Annotated in this window: 16 protein-coding genes; 15 read left to right on the forward strand and 1 reads right to left on the reverse strand. The window is 67.6% G+C overall.

Annotated features, from left to right (window positions below; genetic code table 11):
- Window positions 1–3 precede the first annotated feature (3 nt).
- The 13 genes from CXY91_RS15765 (at window position 4) to CXY91_RS15825 (ending at window position 12862) form a co-directional block, all read left to right on the forward strand.
- Complete coding sequence (locus tag CXY91_RS15765) at window positions 4–1053, forward strand: ABC transporter ATP-binding protein (protein WP_100962264.1); 1050 nt, start codon at window positions 4–6, stop codon at window positions 1051–1053.
- Between the two features lie 11 nt (window positions 1054–1064).
- Complete coding sequence (locus CXY91_RS15770) at window positions 1065–2357, forward strand: MGH1-like glycoside hydrolase domain-containing protein (protein WP_100962367.1); 1293 nt, start codon at window positions 1065–1067, stop codon at window positions 2355–2357.
- A gap of 189 nt (window positions 2358–2546) precedes the next feature.
- Window positions 2547–3335 (forward strand): enoyl-CoA hydratase/isomerase family protein, encoded by a 789-nt coding sequence (locus tag CXY91_RS15775; protein ID WP_100962265.1) that lies wholly within the window; start codon window positions 2547–2549, stop codon window positions 3333–3335.
- Between the two features lies 1 nt (window position 3336).
- A complete protein-coding gene (locus CXY91_RS15780) occupies window positions 3337–4152 on the forward strand; it encodes an ABC transporter ATP-binding protein (protein WP_100962266.1) in 816 nt (271 codons plus the stop codon).
- Entirely contained in the window at window positions 4152–5030 is an 879-nt protein-coding gene (locus CXY91_RS15785; protein WP_100962267.1) for a branched-chain amino acid ABC transporter permease, read from the forward strand. Before CXY91_RS15780 ends, CXY91_RS15785 begins: the two co-directional genes overlap by 1 nt.
- A gap of 4 nt (window positions 5031–5034) precedes the next feature.
- Window positions 5035–6075 (forward strand): branched-chain amino acid ABC transporter permease, encoded by a 1041-nt coding sequence (locus tag CXY91_RS15790; RefSeq protein WP_100962268.1) that lies wholly within the window; start codon window positions 5035–5037, stop codon window positions 6073–6075.
- Between the two features lie 53 nt (window positions 6076–6128).
- Window positions 6129–7313 carry an ABC transporter substrate-binding protein gene (locus tag CXY91_RS15795; RefSeq protein WP_100962269.1) on the forward strand — a complete coding sequence of 395 codons (1185 nt, stop codon included), beginning with the start codon at window positions 6129–6131 and terminating at the stop codon, window positions 7311–7313.
- A 30-nt stretch (window positions 7314–7343) separates the two neighbouring features.
- Entirely contained in the window at window positions 7344–8153 is an 810-nt protein-coding gene (locus CXY91_RS15800) for an ABC transporter ATP-binding protein (RefSeq protein WP_100962270.1), read from the forward strand.
- 11 nt (window positions 8154–8164) lie between these two features.
- The gene (locus CXY91_RS15805; RefSeq protein WP_248307508.1) at window positions 8165–9988 is read left to right on the forward strand and encodes an AMP-dependent synthetase/ligase; all 1824 of its coding nucleotides are present in this window, start codon (window positions 8165–8167) and stop codon (window positions 9986–9988) included.
- Between the two features lie 11 nt (window positions 9989–9999).
- Window positions 10000–11181: a beta-ketothiolase BktB gene (gene bktB, locus CXY91_RS15810; protein ID WP_100962272.1), complete on the forward strand. Its 1182-nt coding sequence runs from the start codon at window positions 10000–10002 to the stop codon at window positions 11179–11181.
- 7 nt (window positions 11182–11188) lie between these two features.
- On the forward strand, window positions 11189–11854 hold the full coding sequence (locus CXY91_RS15815) for a TetR/AcrR family transcriptional regulator (protein ID WP_100962273.1): 666 nt from the start codon (window positions 11189–11191) through the stop codon (window positions 11852–11854).
- A 234-nt stretch (window positions 11855–12088) separates the two neighbouring features.
- Complete coding sequence (locus CXY91_RS15820) at window positions 12089–12334, forward strand: hypothetical protein (RefSeq protein WP_100962274.1); 246 nt, start codon at window positions 12089–12091, stop codon at window positions 12332–12334.
- A gap of 129 nt (window positions 12335–12463) precedes the next feature.
- Window positions 12464–12862, forward strand: coding sequence for a hypothetical protein (locus CXY91_RS15825; protein ID WP_100962275.1), 399 nt, complete (start codon window positions 12464–12466; stop codon window positions 12860–12862).
- A 16-nt stretch (window positions 12863–12878) separates the two neighbouring features.
- Here the strand turns inward: CXY91_RS15825 and CXY91_RS15830 are convergent, their stop codons facing one another.
- Window positions 12879–13766 carry an SDR family oxidoreductase gene (locus CXY91_RS15830; RefSeq protein WP_100962276.1) on the reverse strand — a complete coding sequence of 296 codons (888 nt, stop codon included), beginning with the start codon at window positions 13764–13766 and terminating at the stop codon, window positions 12879–12881.
- A 164-nt stretch (window positions 13767–13930) separates the two neighbouring features.
- Between CXY91_RS15830 and CXY91_RS31315 the strand changes: the two genes are divergently transcribed.
- Both CXY91_RS31315 and CXY91_RS15840 read left to right on the forward strand, forming a co-directional pair.
- Window positions 13931–14287 carry an FCD domain-containing protein gene (locus tag CXY91_RS31315; RefSeq protein ID WP_199777462.1) on the forward strand — a complete coding sequence of 119 codons (357 nt, stop codon included), beginning with the start codon at window positions 13931–13933 and terminating at the stop codon, window positions 14285–14287.
- A gap of 324 nt (window positions 14288–14611) precedes the next feature.
- On the forward strand, window positions 14612–16321 hold the full coding sequence (locus CXY91_RS15840; protein WP_100962278.1) for an MFS transporter: 1710 nt from the start codon (window positions 14612–14614) through the stop codon (window positions 16319–16321).
- Window positions 16322–16607: the final 286 nt, after the last annotated feature.

Genomic DNA, 16607 nt, shown 5'->3' on the forward strand with positions numbered 1-16607 from the left:
GACATGGCCGAGATCACCATCGACGGCATCGCCAAATCCTTCGGCGCGACGCGGGCGCTGGAGCAGATCGACCTGTCCGTCGCCGATGGCGAGTTCGTCGCCCTGCTCGGCCCCTCCGGCTGCGGCAAGACCACGCTGCTGCGGATCATCGCCGGGCTGGAGAGCGCGACGAGCGGGCGCATCGTCATCGGCGGGCGCGACCTGACGGAGGTGCCGACGCGCCGACGCGGGCTCGCCATGGTGTTCCAGAACTACGCCGTCTTCCCGCATATGACCGTCTATGAGAATGTCGGCTTCGGCCTGCGCATGCAGGGCGCCGACGAGGCGCGGGTCAAGGCGCAGGTCGGCAAGGCGGCCGAGCTTCTGCACATCACCCCTTATCTCGACCGCTATCCGGCCAAGCTTTCCGGCGGGCAGCGCCAGCGCGTCGCGGTCGCCCGCGCGCTGGCGGTCGAGCCGCCGGTACTGCTGATGGACGAGCCGCTCTCCAATCTCGACGCACTGCTGCGGCTCGAAATGCGCGCCGAGCTCAAGGCTGTGCTGCGCGAGGCCAGGACCACGACGATCTACGTCACCCACGACCAGACCGAGGCGATGGGCCTCGCCGACCGGATCGCGGTGATGCATGGCGGGCGCATTGAGCAGATCGATCGGCCGACCGCGGTCTATGAGCGCCCGGCGACGACCTTCGTCGGTGGCTTCGTCGGCAGCCCGCCGATGAACTTCCTGCCGGTCTCCGTCGCGAATGCGCGGCTGGAGCTGGCGGGATCGAGCCTGCCGGCGCCGAGGGCTTCCGGCGACCTGCTGATGGGCATCCGGGCCGAGGACCTGATGCCGGTCGCCGCCGGCGAGGGCCTGCCCTTCGACATCGCGGTGGTCGAGCCCCTCGGCGCGCATGACCTCGTCACCGGCCGCAGCGGCGCGACGCTGCTGCGCGTCGCCGCCCCGGCGGGAAGTGGCCACAAGCCGGGCACCCGCATCGGCCTCAGGCCCGACCCGAAACGACTGGTCTGGATGGACCCGGCCTCGGGCCGGGCGCTTCCGGCGCAATGATGGACCTGGACATGACGACGATCGACATCGAGGCGGCCCGCGCCATCCTGCGCGCCAATGACCGCGGCGGCTACACGGTCCCGACCGACCGGCTCTACCCGTTCCAGTGGAACTGGGATTCGGCGTTCGTCGCGATGGGCTGGGCGACCTTCGACAAGGAGCGCGCCTGGCGCGAGCTGGAGCGGCTGGTCGAGGGTCAGTGGGACGACGGCATGGTGCCGCATATCGTCTTCCACGCGCCGAGCGACGATTATTTCCCGGGGCCGGACGTCTGGCGCACCCGCCATGCCATCCCGACCTCGGGCATCACCCAGCCGCCGGTCTTCGCCACGGCGCTGCGCCGCGTCTTCGAGATCGCACGGGGGCCAGACGCGCAGGCGCGAGCCGCCCGGCTTTATCGCTGCGCGCTCGCCTCGCATGACTGGTGGGAGAAGGCCCGCGACCCGGAAGCCACCGGCCTCGTCGCCATCCTGCATCCCTGGGAATCGGGCATGGACAACAGCCCGGCATGGGACGAGGCGATGGCGCGCCTGACGATTGCCCCGACTACGCCGATCCGGCGCCGCGACACCTCGCATATCGGCGCCGAGATGCGCCCGCGCGACGAGGACTATCGCCGCTTCATCGCGCTGGTCGACCTCTATGCGGGCCTCGGCTGGGAGCCCGCGGCGATGTGGCGGGCCTCGCCCTTCAAGCTCGTCGACGTCGCGACGAATGCGATCCTGCACAAGGCGGAAGAGGATCTGCTGGCGCTGGCCGCGCAGTTCGGCACCGAAGCGGAGCGCCGCCGCATCGAAGCGCGGATGGCGCGCCGGGCCGCGGCCTTCGCCCGGCTCTGGAGTGAAGAGCGGCGCATCTACCAGGCGCGTGATCTCTGCACGGGCACCACGGTCGACGCCTCGACCTCGGCCGGCCTGCTGCCTTTGTTCGCCGGCATCCCCTCGGCCGGGCAGGCCGCTGCCCTTGCCGCTGAGCTGGAAGATTGGCTTGCCAAGGTACCTTATCCGGTGCCGAGCACCTCGCCGCTCGATCCCCGCTTCGAGCCGAAGCGCTACTGGCGCGGTCCGATCTGGGCCGTAGTGAACTTCATGATCGCCGAGGGGTTCGAGCGCTATGGGCATGCGGCGCTCGCCAGCCGGATCCACCTGGCGACACAGACCCTGATGCGGGATGGCGGTATCGCCGAATACTTCGACCCGACCTCCGGCGAGGGGCTGGGTGGCAGCCATTTCTCCTGGACCGCAGCAATCCGCCTGATGATCGATCAGGCTGCGGTCGCGGGCCCGGCACGTGAGAAAATGTGAAGGAGGCCAAGATCGACAATGCCTGGGCCTCGTTCGATCAGGCCTGTTCCGTTTCGACAATCCCGGCCGTGCGCAATTGCGCATAGCGCATGCCGTCGGCTTTGGCCTTACTCATGAGTAAGCTCAGGAATATCGAGTAGAGCTGGAGATACCGCGGCGGCGAACGACTGCGGACTCAAGGGGAACGTCATGGACCAGGCCGAAAGCCCGGTGCTGCTCGCAATCGAGCAGGCCGTCGCCACCGTCACGCTCAATCGTCCGCGCGTGCTCAATGCGATCGACCCGCAGATGGCGCGCAGCCTTGCGGACGCGATCGAACGCATCGCGCGGGACGGCACGGCGCGTGTCCTGCTGCTGCGTGGCGAGGGCCGCGCGTTCTGCGCCGGAGGCGATGTCGCCCGCTTCTTCGACGGCGATCCGGCGGCCGCCATCGAAGCCATTATCGATCCGGTGCACGCCGCCCTGCGTGCGCTCGACGCGCTGAAGCTGCCGACGCTTGCGGCCGTGCAGGGACCGGTCGCGGGGGCTGGTTTCAGCCTCTCCATGGCTTGCGATCTTTGCATCGCAGCGGACGATGCCGTCTTCACGCTGGCCTTCGCGCGTATCGGCATCAGCCCCGACAGTTCGTCGACCTATCGGTTGCCGCGCATCGTCGGGACGCGCAAGGCGCTGGAACTGGCGATGCTGGCGGAGCCGGTGCGTGCGCCGGAGGCGCAGGCGCTCGGGCTGGTCAACCGCGTCGTGCCAGCCGCCGATCTGGCGAGCGAGGCGCTGGCGCTGGCGCGCCGGCTCGCGCTGGGGCCGACGGCGGCCTATGCCCGCATCAAGCATCTCATCGGCCATTCGCTCGGCAACGATCTCTCGGCTCAGCTCGAGCTCGAACGCGAGGCATTTCTTGCCGGCGCGCGCACGGCAGACTTCAGGGAGGGCGCGCAGGCCTTCCTCGCCAAGCGGCCCCCGCAGTTCGAGGGGCGCTGAGATGGCGGCTTCGCCCATTCTTGAGGTCTCGGGCGTCTCGCTCGCCTTCGGCGGCGTGCGCGCGCTCAGCGACGTCTCCTTCAGCGTACCCGAGGGTGCGATCACCGCGGTGATCGGCCCGAACGGCGCCGGCAAGACCTCGCTGTTCAACACGATCTCCGGATTCTACCGCCCGCAGGCCGGCAGCATCCGCTTCGCGGGGACAAGCCTCGACGGCGTCCGCGCGCCGCAGCGTGCCGCGCGTGGTCTCGCCCGCACCTTCCAGAACATCGCGCTGTTCCGCGGCATGACCGTGCTCGACAACATCAAGCTCGGCCGCCACGCCCATATGCGCACCGGCGTGCTCGACGCGCTGTTCTACTGGGGAAGGGCGCAGAAGGAGGAGCTGGAGCTGCGGGCCGAGATCGAGGAGCGCATCATCGACTTCCTCGAGATCCAGCACATCCGCAACACCTCGGTCGGCACGCTCTCCTACGGTTTGCAGAAGCGCGTCGAGCTGGCGCGGGCACTCGCCATGCGGCCGCGCATCCTGATGCTCGACGAGCCGGTCGCGGGCATGAACCGCGAGGAGACCGAGGACATGGCCCGCTTCATCCTCGACGTGAAGGAGGAATGGGGCGTCACGATCCTGATGGTCGAGCACGACATGGGCATGGTGATGGACATCTCAGACCATGTCGTGGTGCTGAATTTCGGCCAGGTCATCGCCAGCGGCACGCCGCGCGAGATGCAGGGCAGCGACGCCGTGATCGCCGCTTATCTCGGCTCGGGCGATGTCGGCGCGATCGCGCGCCGGATCAAGGCGGAGGCGGCGTGATGGACGGCCTCTTCCTCGCCGAAGTGACATTGGCCGGCCTCGGCGCCGGGGCGCTCTATGCGCTGACCGGCGTCGCCTTCGTGCTGATCTACAAGGCCACGCGCGTGGTGAACCTCGCCATCGGCGAGATCCTGATGCTCGGCGGCTATGCCTTCCTCGGCTTTGCTGCCGGGCTCGGCCTCTCGCCCTGGCTCGCGCTCCCGCTTGCGATCGCCGCCGGCGGCGCGCTTGGCTGGCTGGTCGAGCGCGCGCTGATCCGGCCGATGCTGGGCGAGAGCCCGATCTCGGTGTTCATGGTCACGATCGGCCTCGGCTCGATCCTCGCCGGTGTCGTGCAGCTCGGCTGGGGCGCCGACCCGCTGCGGCTACCCGAATTCATGCCGTCGAAGCCGGTCTTCATCGGCGAGGCTTATCTTGCCCCGAAGGTCGCGATCGGCTTCGTCGCGGCTGCCGTGGTGATCGGGCTTTTCCTGGCTTTGTTCCGCTTCTCGCGCGGTGGCGTCGCGCTGAAGGCGACGGCGGCCGATCAGGGCGCGGCCTATTCGGTCGGCATCGACGTGCCGCGCGTCTTCTCGGTCGCCTGGATCCTCGCCTGCGCCACCGCGGCCGGCGCCGGCGTGCTGGTCGGGGCGATCGGTGGCATCTCGCCGACCATGGGCGTGTTCGGCCTCTCGGTCCTCGTCGTCGTCATCATCGGCGGGCTCGACTCGATCGCCGGCGCGCTGGTCGGTGGCCTTCTGATCGGGCTGGTCGAGGCGCTTGCCGGCGCCTTCCTCGGCGGCGAATTCAAGCTCGTCGTCACCTTCGCGCTGCTGCTCGTGCTGCTGATGGTCCGTCCCTACGGCCTGTTCGGCACGCACGAGATCGAGAGGCTCTAGCGCCATGCGGATCGGCACGCTCAAGACCAGCTATGCCGCCGACGAGGCGCTGTTCGACAGCTCCTTGCAGCGCGCCCTGCTGGTGCTGCTCGCACTCGGGGCGATCGCCTTCCCCTTCGTCGCCAGCCCCTATTGGCTCTTCCTCGCCTGCCTCTGCGCGATCAATGTCGCGAGCGCGACGGGCCTGAACCTGCTCACCGGCTATACCGGCTTGGTCAGCCTCGGCCAGGCCGCCTTCATGAGCGTCGGTGCCTACACCGTCGCCGTGCTGGAGATCAGGCTCGGTACGCCGTTCTTCATCAACCTTCTGGTCGGTGCCGGTTTCGCGGCGGCGATCGGCGTGCTCGTCGGCATTCCCAGCCTCAAGGTGAAGGGGCTCTATCTCGCCATCGCGACGATCGCGGCCTCGGTCATCCTGCATTTCCTGTTCTCGCACTGGTCGCTGACCGGCGAGTCGCGCGGCCTGTCGATGCCGCCGGCGCGCCTGTTCGGGCTCAACCTCGACCAGCCCTTCCTGCTCTACTGGCTGATCCTGCCGGTGACCTGCCTGATGGTGCTCGGCGCGGCCAACCTGCTGCGCACCAGGATCGGCCGCGCCTTCATCGCCATCCGTGATCGCGACATCTCGGCCGAGGTGCTGGGCATTCCCTTGCTGCGCTACAAGCTGACCAGCTTTGCGATCTCGTCTTTCTATGCCGGCCTTGCCGGCGGGCTCTGGGCCTATTTCTTCCGCGTGGTCACGCCCGAGAGCTTCCCGCTGGTCAATTCGATCTTCTACCTCGCCGCGATCATCGTCGGCGGCATGGGCACGATCCTCGGCGGCATCCTCGGCGCGGTCTTCATGACGCTTGTGCCGGAGCTTTTGAAGTTCGTCGCGAACTGGGCGACGCCGATCTACCCGGACGCGCTCGCGGCGCTGGCGCCGGTGCGCACCATCGTCTTCGGCGCGCTGATCGTCGGCTTCCTGATCTTCGAGCCGCGCGGCCTCGCCGAGATCTGGCGGCGGCTGCGCCGCTTCTTCCATCTCTGGCCGTTCAGGACCTGAGCACTTCGCTGAAACGGCTGCCGTCAAGAGCAGCTAACCCAAGGGAGGATGAGATGACGAATACGACTCTCGACAGGCGCCAGCTTCTGGCCGGTACCGCAGCGCTCGCCGGCGGATTGGCGCTCGGTGTCAGGCCGCTTGCGGCGCAGGAGGGCGGCGACATCGTGCTCGGCGGCTCGATCCCGCTGACCGGTGTCTTCGCCTTTGCCGGCGTCGGCATCCATGCCGGCATCCAGGACTATCTCAAGATCCTGAACGATGGCGGCGGCATCAAGGGCCGCAAGATCAAGTATGTCGCCGAGGACACCGCCTACAAGGTCGACGCCTCGGTCGCGGCCTTCAACAAGATCACCGGCCAGGAGAAGGTCTCGCTCTACTATGGCGACTCGACCGGCTTCTCGAAGACGATCAATCCCGAGCTGGAACGTCGCGGTAGCATGCTCATGGCCGGCGCCTCCTTCGCGACCGAGCTCAACGATCCCAAGAAGTTCCCGCTGCAGTTCATGGCCGGGCCCGACTACACCGAGATGTTCGGCATCCTCCTGCGCTACATCGCCAAGGAGAAGCCGGGCGCGCGCGTCGCCTTCGTCTATTCCGACAGCGAGTTCGGGCGCGATCCGATCGGGCCGAGCGAGGCCGTCGCCAAGGAGCTGAAGCTCAGCGTCGTCGAGAAGATCGTGACGCCGCCAGGCAGCGTCGACGTCTCGACCGAGGTGCTGAAGCTGCGCCGCGCCAATCCCGACTTCACGATCTTCCACGGCTATGTGCTGGCGCCGATCCCGGAATTCGTCACGCAGGCGAAGCAGATGGGCATGAAGAGCCAGTTCATGGGCACGTTCTGGACCATGGACAACTCGACCGTGCAGCGCATGGGCGACGCCGCCGAGGGCTTCATGGGCGTGATGCCCTACCGCTACTACTACGACAAGGACGGCACCGCGCCGATGCTGGAGAAGATCCGGCAGATGCGCCCGGAATACCAGTCGACCGGCTATCTCCAGGGGTTCGTCACTGCCATGCTGATGGCCGAGGCGGTGAAGCGCACGCTCGAGGCCGGCAAGGAGCTCACCGGCGCCAATCTGAAAGCCGGGCTGAACAGCATCAAGGATTTCGACACCGGCGGGCTGTTCGGCGTGCCGATCTCGATCCCCGGTAATTCCGTGCCGGTCGGGCGCATCTACCGCTTCGACGCCAAGGCCAAGCAGATGCAGCCGGCGTCCGACTGGATCAAGCTGTAGTCGCGGCGGCTGGATGAAGGGCTAGAGGTCATGGCCGGTTCCGCGGTGCTCGACGTCAACAATGTCGAGGTGGTCTATAACCGGACCGTGCAGGTGCTGCGCGGGCTGTCGCTGCAAGTGCCGGAGGGCGAGATCGTCGCCCTTCTCGGCTCGAACGGCGCCGGCAAGTCGACGCTGCTGAAGGCGGTGTCGAACCTGCTCTCGCTCGAGGATGGCGACGTCACCGCCGGCGCCATCCGCTTCCGTGGCGACGACATCGCTGCCTTGACCCCGCACGGCCTCGTCCGGCGCGGCCTCTTCCATGTGATGGAGGGGCGGCGGATCTTCGAAGACCTCTCCGTCGAGGAGAACCTCACCGCCGCGACCTTCGCTCTGACCGGGCGCAAGCTGCCTGCCGCCGATTTCGATCTCGTCTACAACTACTTCCCAAGGCTGCATGAGCGCCGCAAGGGGCTCGCCGGCTATCTTTCCGGCGGCGAGCAGCAGATGCTGGCGATCGGTCGCGCCCTGATCGCGCGGCCCTCGCTGATCCTGCTCGACGAGCCCTCGCTCGGCCTGGCACCCAAGCTGGTCGAGGAGATATTCGCGATCATCGCCCGCATCAATGCCGAGCAGAAGGTTTCGATGCTGCTGGTCGAGCAGAACGCCGCCGTCGCCTTCGCGGTGGCGAATTACGGCTACATCCTCGAAATGGGCAAGGTCGTGATCGACGGGCCGGTCGAGAAGCTGATGCGCGACCAGGACGTGCGCGAATTCTATCTCGGCCTCGGCGGCGCCGGGGGTGAGCGCAGCTATCGCGACGTCAAGCACTACAAGCGCCGCAAGCGCTGGCTCTCGTGAGGATGGCGGCGATGCGCGAGCTTCCGAACCTCACCCTGCCGCAGATGCTGCGCGAGAATGCCCGGACGATGCCGGAGCGTATCGCGCTCAGGCAGAAGGATTTCGGCATCTGGCTGCCGATCAGCTGGGCTGAGTATGATCGCCGCGCCCGCCATTTCGGCCTTGGCCTGCGCGCGCTCGGTCTGGAGCAGGGCGGTCATGTCGGCATCCTCTCCGAGAACCGCGCCGAATGGGTCGTCGCCCAGCTCGGCGCCGGCATGGTCAACGCGGTCGCGATCGGCGTCTACGCGACCAGCCCGGCCAACGAGGTCGCCTATGTGCTGGGCCATGCCGAGGTCGAGATCGTGGTCTGCGAGGACCAGGAGCAGACCGACAAGGTGCTGGAGCGGCTGGAGGAACTGCCGCGGCTGAAGCGCATCGTCGTGATCGACCCCAAAGGTCTACGCGGCTATGCCTCCGAACTGGTCGTCGCTTTCGCCGAGGTGCTGCGTCTCGGCGCCGAGCACGAGGCGAAGCATCCCGGGCTGGTCGAAGCGTGCCTCGCCGCGCAGACGCCGGCGGATATCGGCTTGATGGTCTACACCTCCGGCTCCACCGGCAAGCCCAAGGGCGCGATGCTGAGCTATCGCAACATGCGCGCCCAGGCGGCCGGCGTGGTCGAGCGGCTCGGCTATGACGCCACTACGACCAACCTGTCCTATCTGCCGCTCTGCCATGTCGCCGAGCAGATGCTGAGCACGATGGCGCCGATCTATGCCGGCTCCTGCGTTTCCTTCGGCGAGTCGATCCGCACAGTGCAGGAGGACCTGCGCGAGGTCGCGCCGACGCTCTTCCTCGGCGTGCCCCGCATCTGGGAGAAGCTCCACGCCTCGATCCACATCAAGCTGATGGAGGCCGGAGGCTGGCGCCGGCGACTGTTCGAGGCCGGCCTTGCCGCCTGCGAGCCCTTCGCCACCAAGCCGAAGGCGGCGCGCAGCCTGCGCGAAAAGGCGGTCGCGGGCTTCTACCACCTCGTCATCTTCCGGGCGCTGCAGAACTTCATCGGCCTGCGCAAGGCGAAGATCGCGCTCACCGGGGCGGCGCCGATCCCGCCGCGCATCGTGCAGTTCTTCCGCACGCTCGGTGTGCCGCTGGTCGAGGTCTATGGGCTGACCGAGACCTCCGGCATGGCGACCGGACAGCGCCTCGACCATCTGCTGCCCGGCTCGGTCGGCGAGGCGGTCGCGGGCGCAGAGGCCAAGCTCGGCGACCAGGGCGAACTCCTGGTACGCGGCGACATCGTCTTCGAGGGCTATTTCCGCAATCCCGAGGCCACGGCAGGCGTGCTGCGCGATGCCTGGCTCCACACCGGCGACGTCGCCGTGATCGAGGCCGGACAGGTCAGGATCGTCGATCGGCTCAAGGACATCATGATCACCGCCGGCGGCAAGAACCTCAGCCCATCCGAGATCGAGAACACGGTGAAGGGCAGCGCCTTCATCAAGGAATGCATCGTCGTCGCCGATGGCCGCCGCTACCCCTCCGCCCTGATCCAGATCGACGGCGAGACCGTCGGCAAATGGGCCGAGGAGAACCGCATCGCCTTCACCCATTTCCGCAGCCTCGCCGAGCATGAGCGCGTGCGCGAGCTGGTCTCGGCCGAGATCGAGCGGGCGAACAGCCAGCTCGCGCCGGTGGCCCAGCTCAAGCGCTTCCACCTGCTCGTCAAGGAGCTCGATCATGACGATGACGAGGTGACCGCGACGATGAAGGTGCGGCGAGCGAGCATCGCGAAGAAATACGCCGCCGAGATCGAAGGGCTGTACAAGCCCGAGCGACACGCCGAACCCGTTTGAGGAGAACCACCATGAGCCGACATGTCGTCATCACCGCGGGTGCGCGCACCGCGATCGGAACCTTCGGCGGAGCGCTTTCCGGCCATGCCCCGACCGCGCTCGGCACAGCTTGCGTCGGCGAGGCGCTGCGCCGGTCCGACCTGCCGGCCTCCGAGGTCGGCCATGTCGTGTTCGGCAACGTCATCCTGACCGAATCCAAGGACGCCTATCTCGCCCGCATCGCGGCGATCGATGCCGGCATCCCGGTCGAGGTCCCGGCCATGACCCTGAACCGGCTTTGCGGCTCCGGCGTGCAGGCGATCGTCTCGGCGGCACAGGCAATCATGTTGGGTGATTGCGACACCGCCGTTGCCGGCGGCGCGGAGACGATGAGCCGCGCCCCGCATCTGCTCTCGACCGCCCGCTTCGGCCAGCGCATGGGCGACACGGTCGCCTCCGACCACCTGACCGGCATCCTGACCGACCCGTTCGGCAACGGCATCATGGGCATCACCGCGGAAAACGTCGCCGAGCGCTACGGCGTCGACCGCGAAGCTCAGGACGCTTTCGCTGCCGAGAGCCAGCGCCGTGCCGCCGAGGCGATTAAGGACGGCCGCTTCCGCGAGCAGATCCTGCCCGTCGAGGTGCGCAAGGGCCGCGACACGATCAGCTTCGACACCGACGAGCATCCCAAGCCCGGCACGACGGCGGAGACGCTAAAGAGCCTGCGCCCGACCTTCAAGAAGGACGGCACGGTCACGCCCGGCAACGCCTCGGGCATCAATGACGGCGCTGCCGCCATGGTGCTGATGGAGGAAGGCCGGGCCGGCCGCGAGGGCAAGCCGATCCTGGCGCGTATCGTCGGCTATGCCCATGCCGGCGTCGAACCCGGCGTGATGGGCATCGGCCCCGTGCCGGCGGTGCAGGCGCTGCTCAAGCGCACCGGGCTCTCCTTGAAGGACTTCGACGTGATCGAGTCGAACGAGGCCTTCGCCGCCCAGGCCTGCGCCGTCGCCAAGGAGCTCGGCTTCGATCCGGCCAAGGTCAATCCCAATGGCGGCGCGATCGCGCTCGGCCATCCGGTCGGGGCGACCGGCGCGATCATCACGCTGAAGGCGGCCTATGAGCTCAAGCGCACCGGTGGTCGCTACGGGCTGGTGACGATGTGCATCGGCGGCGGCCAGGGCATCGCGCTCGCGATCGAGCGGGCCTGAACAGGTCATGGCGACAGCCCTCTGGAAGACGCCGGCGCAGCGCGAGCAGGAGCGCGCCCTCAAGCGTGAGGCCGTGCTGCGCGTCGCGGCGCAGGCCTTTGCCGAGCGCGGCTTCCACCGCACCTCGCTCGACGATGTCGCCGAGCGCCTGAACGTCACCAAGCCGACGATCTACCATTACGTTCGCAGCAAGGACGAGATCCTGTTCGAATGCGTGCGCATCGGGCTGGAACGGCTCGATGCCGCCGCCGCCTCGGCGCAGGCCAAGCGCAGTGGCGGCAGCGGCCTCGAGCGGCTGATGGTGCTCTGGACCGAATACGCCCATATCGTCACCGAGGATTTCGGCCGCTGCCTGATCCTCGTCGGCGAAGACCCTCTCCCCGCCGAGACGCGCAGGGACCTGCGCGCTCTCAAGGGCAAGATCGACAAGCGCTTTCGCGGCCTGATCGAGGCCGGCATCGCCGACGGCTCGATCCGCGCCTGCGACCCCAAGCTGCTCGCCTTCGCGGCGGCGGGCGCATTGAGCTGGATCGCCCGCTGGCATGATCCCGCCGGGCCGCTCTCGGTCGATCATATCGCTCGAGAGACGATCGGGCTCTTCGTCAACGGCATCGGAGCGAGCCACCTCGGACCGGAATGCTGTTCGGACCCTGACAGCGCCAAGGCCGAATGAATGCTTTAGGTCGCGGGCTCGTGCGCACGCCCGGCGGCCGCGGAAGCTGATGCTATTGCGGGCTCGCAATGGTCGGCCACATTGCCCCGAACGCAACCAACCACGCAATCAACGCTGGGCTCGGCATGTGCTTCTGAGCGGTTGCCAGATAGTCATCGTCAATAGGCGACTCGTATTCCAGCGGTTTGGTCGTTAGCGTAGTGGCTGTGAGTTGCGTAGCGATGAGGTGGTGTCATGCCGAACGCCGACGCCGTGATGATCTCGTCTTATGAAGAGCGGAAGGCTGCTGTGCTGCGGGCCGCACAGTTGATCTCATCCTTGAGAGGCTCCGACGGCGAGCGCGAGTTCGAGCTGCTGACCGAAGCTATCGCGGACTTCGACACCCGCCAGGAAGCGCTCGGCTATATCGAGATCCCACCGGCTTTCATGCAGTTCCTGTCCCATGGACATCAGGGCCGGACGTCGAGCAGCCGTCGCTGAGACGAGAAGGCTCTTCGGCCGGCAAGGCGCCTGCGACCTGGACCACGCATATCGACGGCCGGCGAGGCGCGGCGGATCCGTCGTGCGGACCCGAGAGGACCGCTGCTTCTCCGGCTATCGGCCACGTCGATGTCGATCTCGAACACGCGGCTGCCACCTGGCTCGAACGGCGGTGACGGGGCGTTGCGGCCGTCGTCGAGGCGCCCGATCGAGCAGGGTTTGATCGACATCACGCCGGCGCCCGGCCGCAAGTCGCGCCAGAGCTGCAGCCAGGGCAGTTCGTCGGTGTTCCCGCCGAAGGCGGTGTCCCGTCGCGGCGCGGATGGCGGCAGCTGGGCCTCGTCGCCGACGGTGCCCCATTTCAAGACCGGCGTCTTCCACGAACATGTCGCCTGGGCCTTCGTCAAAGCCTTCAGGGAGGGCGGAGACATGGCCGTCACGCTCGACGACGGCCGCCATGCTTTCGCGATGATCGATACCGCCTATCGCTCGGTGCGCTCCGGCCGTGCCGAGCCGATCAGGGCCTGAGCAGAAAGACGAATTCCTATCCCGAAACCTGACGGTCGATGAAAGTCTCGACCTGCATGGCTGCGACCCGCCAATCGAGCTCGCCTCCGAAGAGCTCCGCGGCCAGGCCGGAGTCGAGGGCGCTGAAGTGCGGCCGGGTGACCGAGGAGCCGAGGTCGCTCATCGGGACACGAACCAGCTCCGGCGTCCGCCGTCCGGCCAGGCGAAGCGCCTCGAAGGCCGTGGCGACCCAGTCGGCCCGCGACACGGCCGGCGAGCCGGCGAGATGGAGCAGGCGCGGGATGGGCTCTCTGGCTGCCATGCGTCTGGCCAGGTCCAGCAGACGCCCGGCGAGCGGACCGATCGGCGTCGGCGAGCCGATCTGGTCGCGGGCGACGTTGACGGCATCGTCCTGTCCGCGCAGGAGATGGGCGATGAAATCCTTGCCGTCTCCGAACAGCCAGGCGACCCGGGCGATACAGGAATTTCCGCCGGCGGCGAGGACATGTCGCTCGGCTTCGGCCTTCAGCTTTCCGTACAGGTTGATCGCCGATACCGGATCGGCTTCCCGCCATGGGCGATCAGTCGGGGCGCCGAAGACGTAATCTGTCGACAGGTGGACGAATGGCGTTCCGGCCTCTGAGCAGGCATGCGCCATATGGCCGGGGGCCAGCGCGTTGACGGCGTGTGCTCGCTCCGGCGCGCGCTCGCAGGCCTCGAGGGCGCTGATCGCCGCCGCATTGATGACGACGTCCGGTTTCAGCCTCGCGAGCGCAGCCTGAAAGGCGAAGGCATCGCAGATGTCGAGCTCGGCGCGCGGCAAAGCCTGTACACGATCCCCGCCGACGAGCGACAGCACGCTGGCAAGCCGGCCGCGTCCGCCGCTGACGAGAATGCGGATATCGGACTGTCGTCCCTCGGTCATCGACTTTCAGTCCCAAACCTGGCGATCGCGAAGCACTTCCGGGACGGCAATGTCGAGCACGCCTCCCCGCAGGGGCAATCACGGCGGGCATGACCTTACACCCGCCAATTGTTCATAGCGCATGTCTGTGCCCGGGGAGGAGACGTTCGATATCAAGGATCGGAATGCCCCGCGATCGAGGCGAACCGCATGATCACGCTGATCGCGCCGCGGGCGCGATCGAGACCGATTCCGCTGACGCGCTGCACGAGCGCGGGGTGCGCTTCCATGAGACGATCGTCGGAGCGAGCGGCAACCCGTTCTTCCTCGATACGATCAGGCGGCTCAATCGCGTGCGCCGCCTGCTGTCCTACCGGTCGATGCTGGACCGCAAGCGTTACCGCGCGCAATGCGAGGAGCATCTCGCCATTCTCGACAGCCTCGCGCGCCGCGATCAGGACGAAGCTGCCGACCGACTGCGCGCGCATTTGGCCCACACGATCGAGAATCTGGCGCGCATTCGCCCGATCCTGTCGCGCTGAGGCATGGCCCTGCCACTGCGGTGGCCGAGGATTAGCATCGTATTCTTCATGGTAAGCGATGCGGTCATAGCCGCGCTCGCACAGGCGATTGATCTCGCGCTGCCGCGATGACGGTTTGCTTCTGGCAGATGCGTCATGCCTGTCGAAGCTCAACCGACCCATCAGGGCCTGCCTGGAACATAGGGCGCATCATCGTCCCGAAGCCGCCCGTGAAACCCGGATGAGCCCCAAGCCTTCGTTCCTGAAAACAGTCTCAAATCATCTGATGATGGACAATGGCGCAGCGCGGCTTCCCATCGCCCGCCGGCATGCTCTAACTGTGGCATGCCGCAAGAGCCAGCCACGCAGACCACTGCCGAAACCGCCGAAGCCGACCTCGCCGCCGAGGGCCTGAAGCCAGATGACGGGCGCTATTCGGCCTTTGCGCCGTTGCGCCAGCCGATCTTCCGCGCGGTCTGGATCGCCAGCCTCGCCTCGAACTTCGGCGGCCTGGTCCAGATGGTGGGCGCAGCCTGGCTGATGACTTCGCTCTCCAATTCGCCGGACATGGTCGCGCTCGTCCAGGCCTCGACCGCGCTGCCGGTGATGCTGTTCTCGCTTGCCGCCGGCGCGATCGCGGACAATTACGACCGTCGCCGCATCCTGCTGACGGCGCAGGGCTTCATGCTCGCCGTTTCGATCATGCTGGCGGTCTTTGCCTGGCATGGACTGCTCTCGCCCTGGCTGCTCCTGACCTTCACCTTCCTGCTCGGTTGTGGCAACGCGCTCAACAACCCCGCCTGGCAGTCCTCGGTCGGCGACATGGTGCCGCGACCCGAGGTGCCGGCGGCGGTGACGCTGAACAGCGTCGCGTTCAACATCGCCCGCAGCGTCGGCCCGGCGATCGGCGGCGCCATCGTCGCCGCCTTCGGCGCGGTCGCAGCCTTCGTCGTCAATGCCTTCAGCTATATCGGCCTCATCGTCGTGCTGGCCCGCTGGCAACCGCCGCGGGTCGAGCGCGTGCTGCCGCGCGAGACGTTCCTGCTCGCGATGGGCGCCGGTCTGCGCTATGTCGCGATGTCGCCCAATATCCGCGCCGTCATTCTGCGGGCCTTTCTCTTCGGTTTCGGCGGCATCGTCGGCCTCGCCTTGATGCCGCTGGTCGCACGCGATCTCGTGCGCGGCGGCCCGCTGACATACGGCATCCTGCTGGGCGCCTTCGGCGCCGGCGCGGTCGCCGGAGCCTTCGTCAGCGCCCGGCTGCGCCGTCGTTTCAGCACCGAGACCCTCGTGCGCCTGACCTTCCTGACCTATGCGGCCGCGGCCCTGGTGGTGGGGCTGAGCCCGACCATGTGGCTCACCATGCCGGCGCTAGCGGCCGATGGCGCCTGCTGGGTGCTGGCGCTCTCGACCTTCAATTCGACTGTGCAGCTGTCGGCGCCGCGCTGGGTGGTGGGACGCGCGCTGGCGCTCTACCAGATGGCGGCCTTCGGTGGCATGGCCGCGGGCAGCTGGGCCTGGGGCTGGGTCACCCTTCATTCCGGCCCGGCCGGCGGTCTCGTCGCGGCGGCAGTCGCGCTCGTCTTCGGCGCGGGCGTCGGGCTGCGCTATCAGTTGCCCCCGCTGGAGGCGCTCAATCTCGATCCACTCGGCCGCTGGCGAAAGCCTGAGGTCGCGGTCGACATCGAACCGCGCAGCGGCCCGGTCTTCGTCACCATCGAATGGCGGATCAGGCAGGAGGATGTCGTCGAGTTCCTGAAGGCGATGGAGGAACGCCGGCGCATCCGCCGCCGCGATGGTGCCCGCCACTGGTCGCTGCTGCGCGACCTGACCGACGCCGAGCTCTGGATCGAACGCTACGACAGCCCGACCTGGGTCGAATATGTCCGCCAAGCCCAGCGCGTCACCCAGGCCGACGCCGAAATCGGCGACCGGGTCAGGGATCTGCATATCGGGCCTGAGCCGCCCGTCGTGCACCGCATGGTCGAGCGCCAGACCGGTGCGCTACCGCGTGAGCTGCTGCGCGCGACCCGTCAGGCGCAGGCGTCACCCTGAGCGACAGCGCCGAAGTCGCGCCAGGCCTCAGGGGCGTGCGTCGGCCGATCCGGAACTTGTCACCGGTGCACAGCCCAGCCAAGCCCGCATCGTTCGCCATCGGCAAGTCGGCTAGCAGGTTCAGTAGGTGAAGAGATTACTCCTCTATCAACCGTTTCCACGCCTGTTCCGGACAGACCCTTCGCTTCAGAACCTCATCTCGACGCGTCCCTTGAGGGCGTGATCGCGGGAGCGTTCGCCGATGGCGGCGGAGTAGGTCAGGCCGAGCGCGGTGGCCTGCGATATC

Source organism: Allobosea sp. FBZP-16, assembly GCF_002831785.1.
Lineage (GTDB): Bacteria > Pseudomonadota > Alphaproteobacteria > Rhizobiales > Beijerinckiaceae > Allobosea > Allobosea lupini.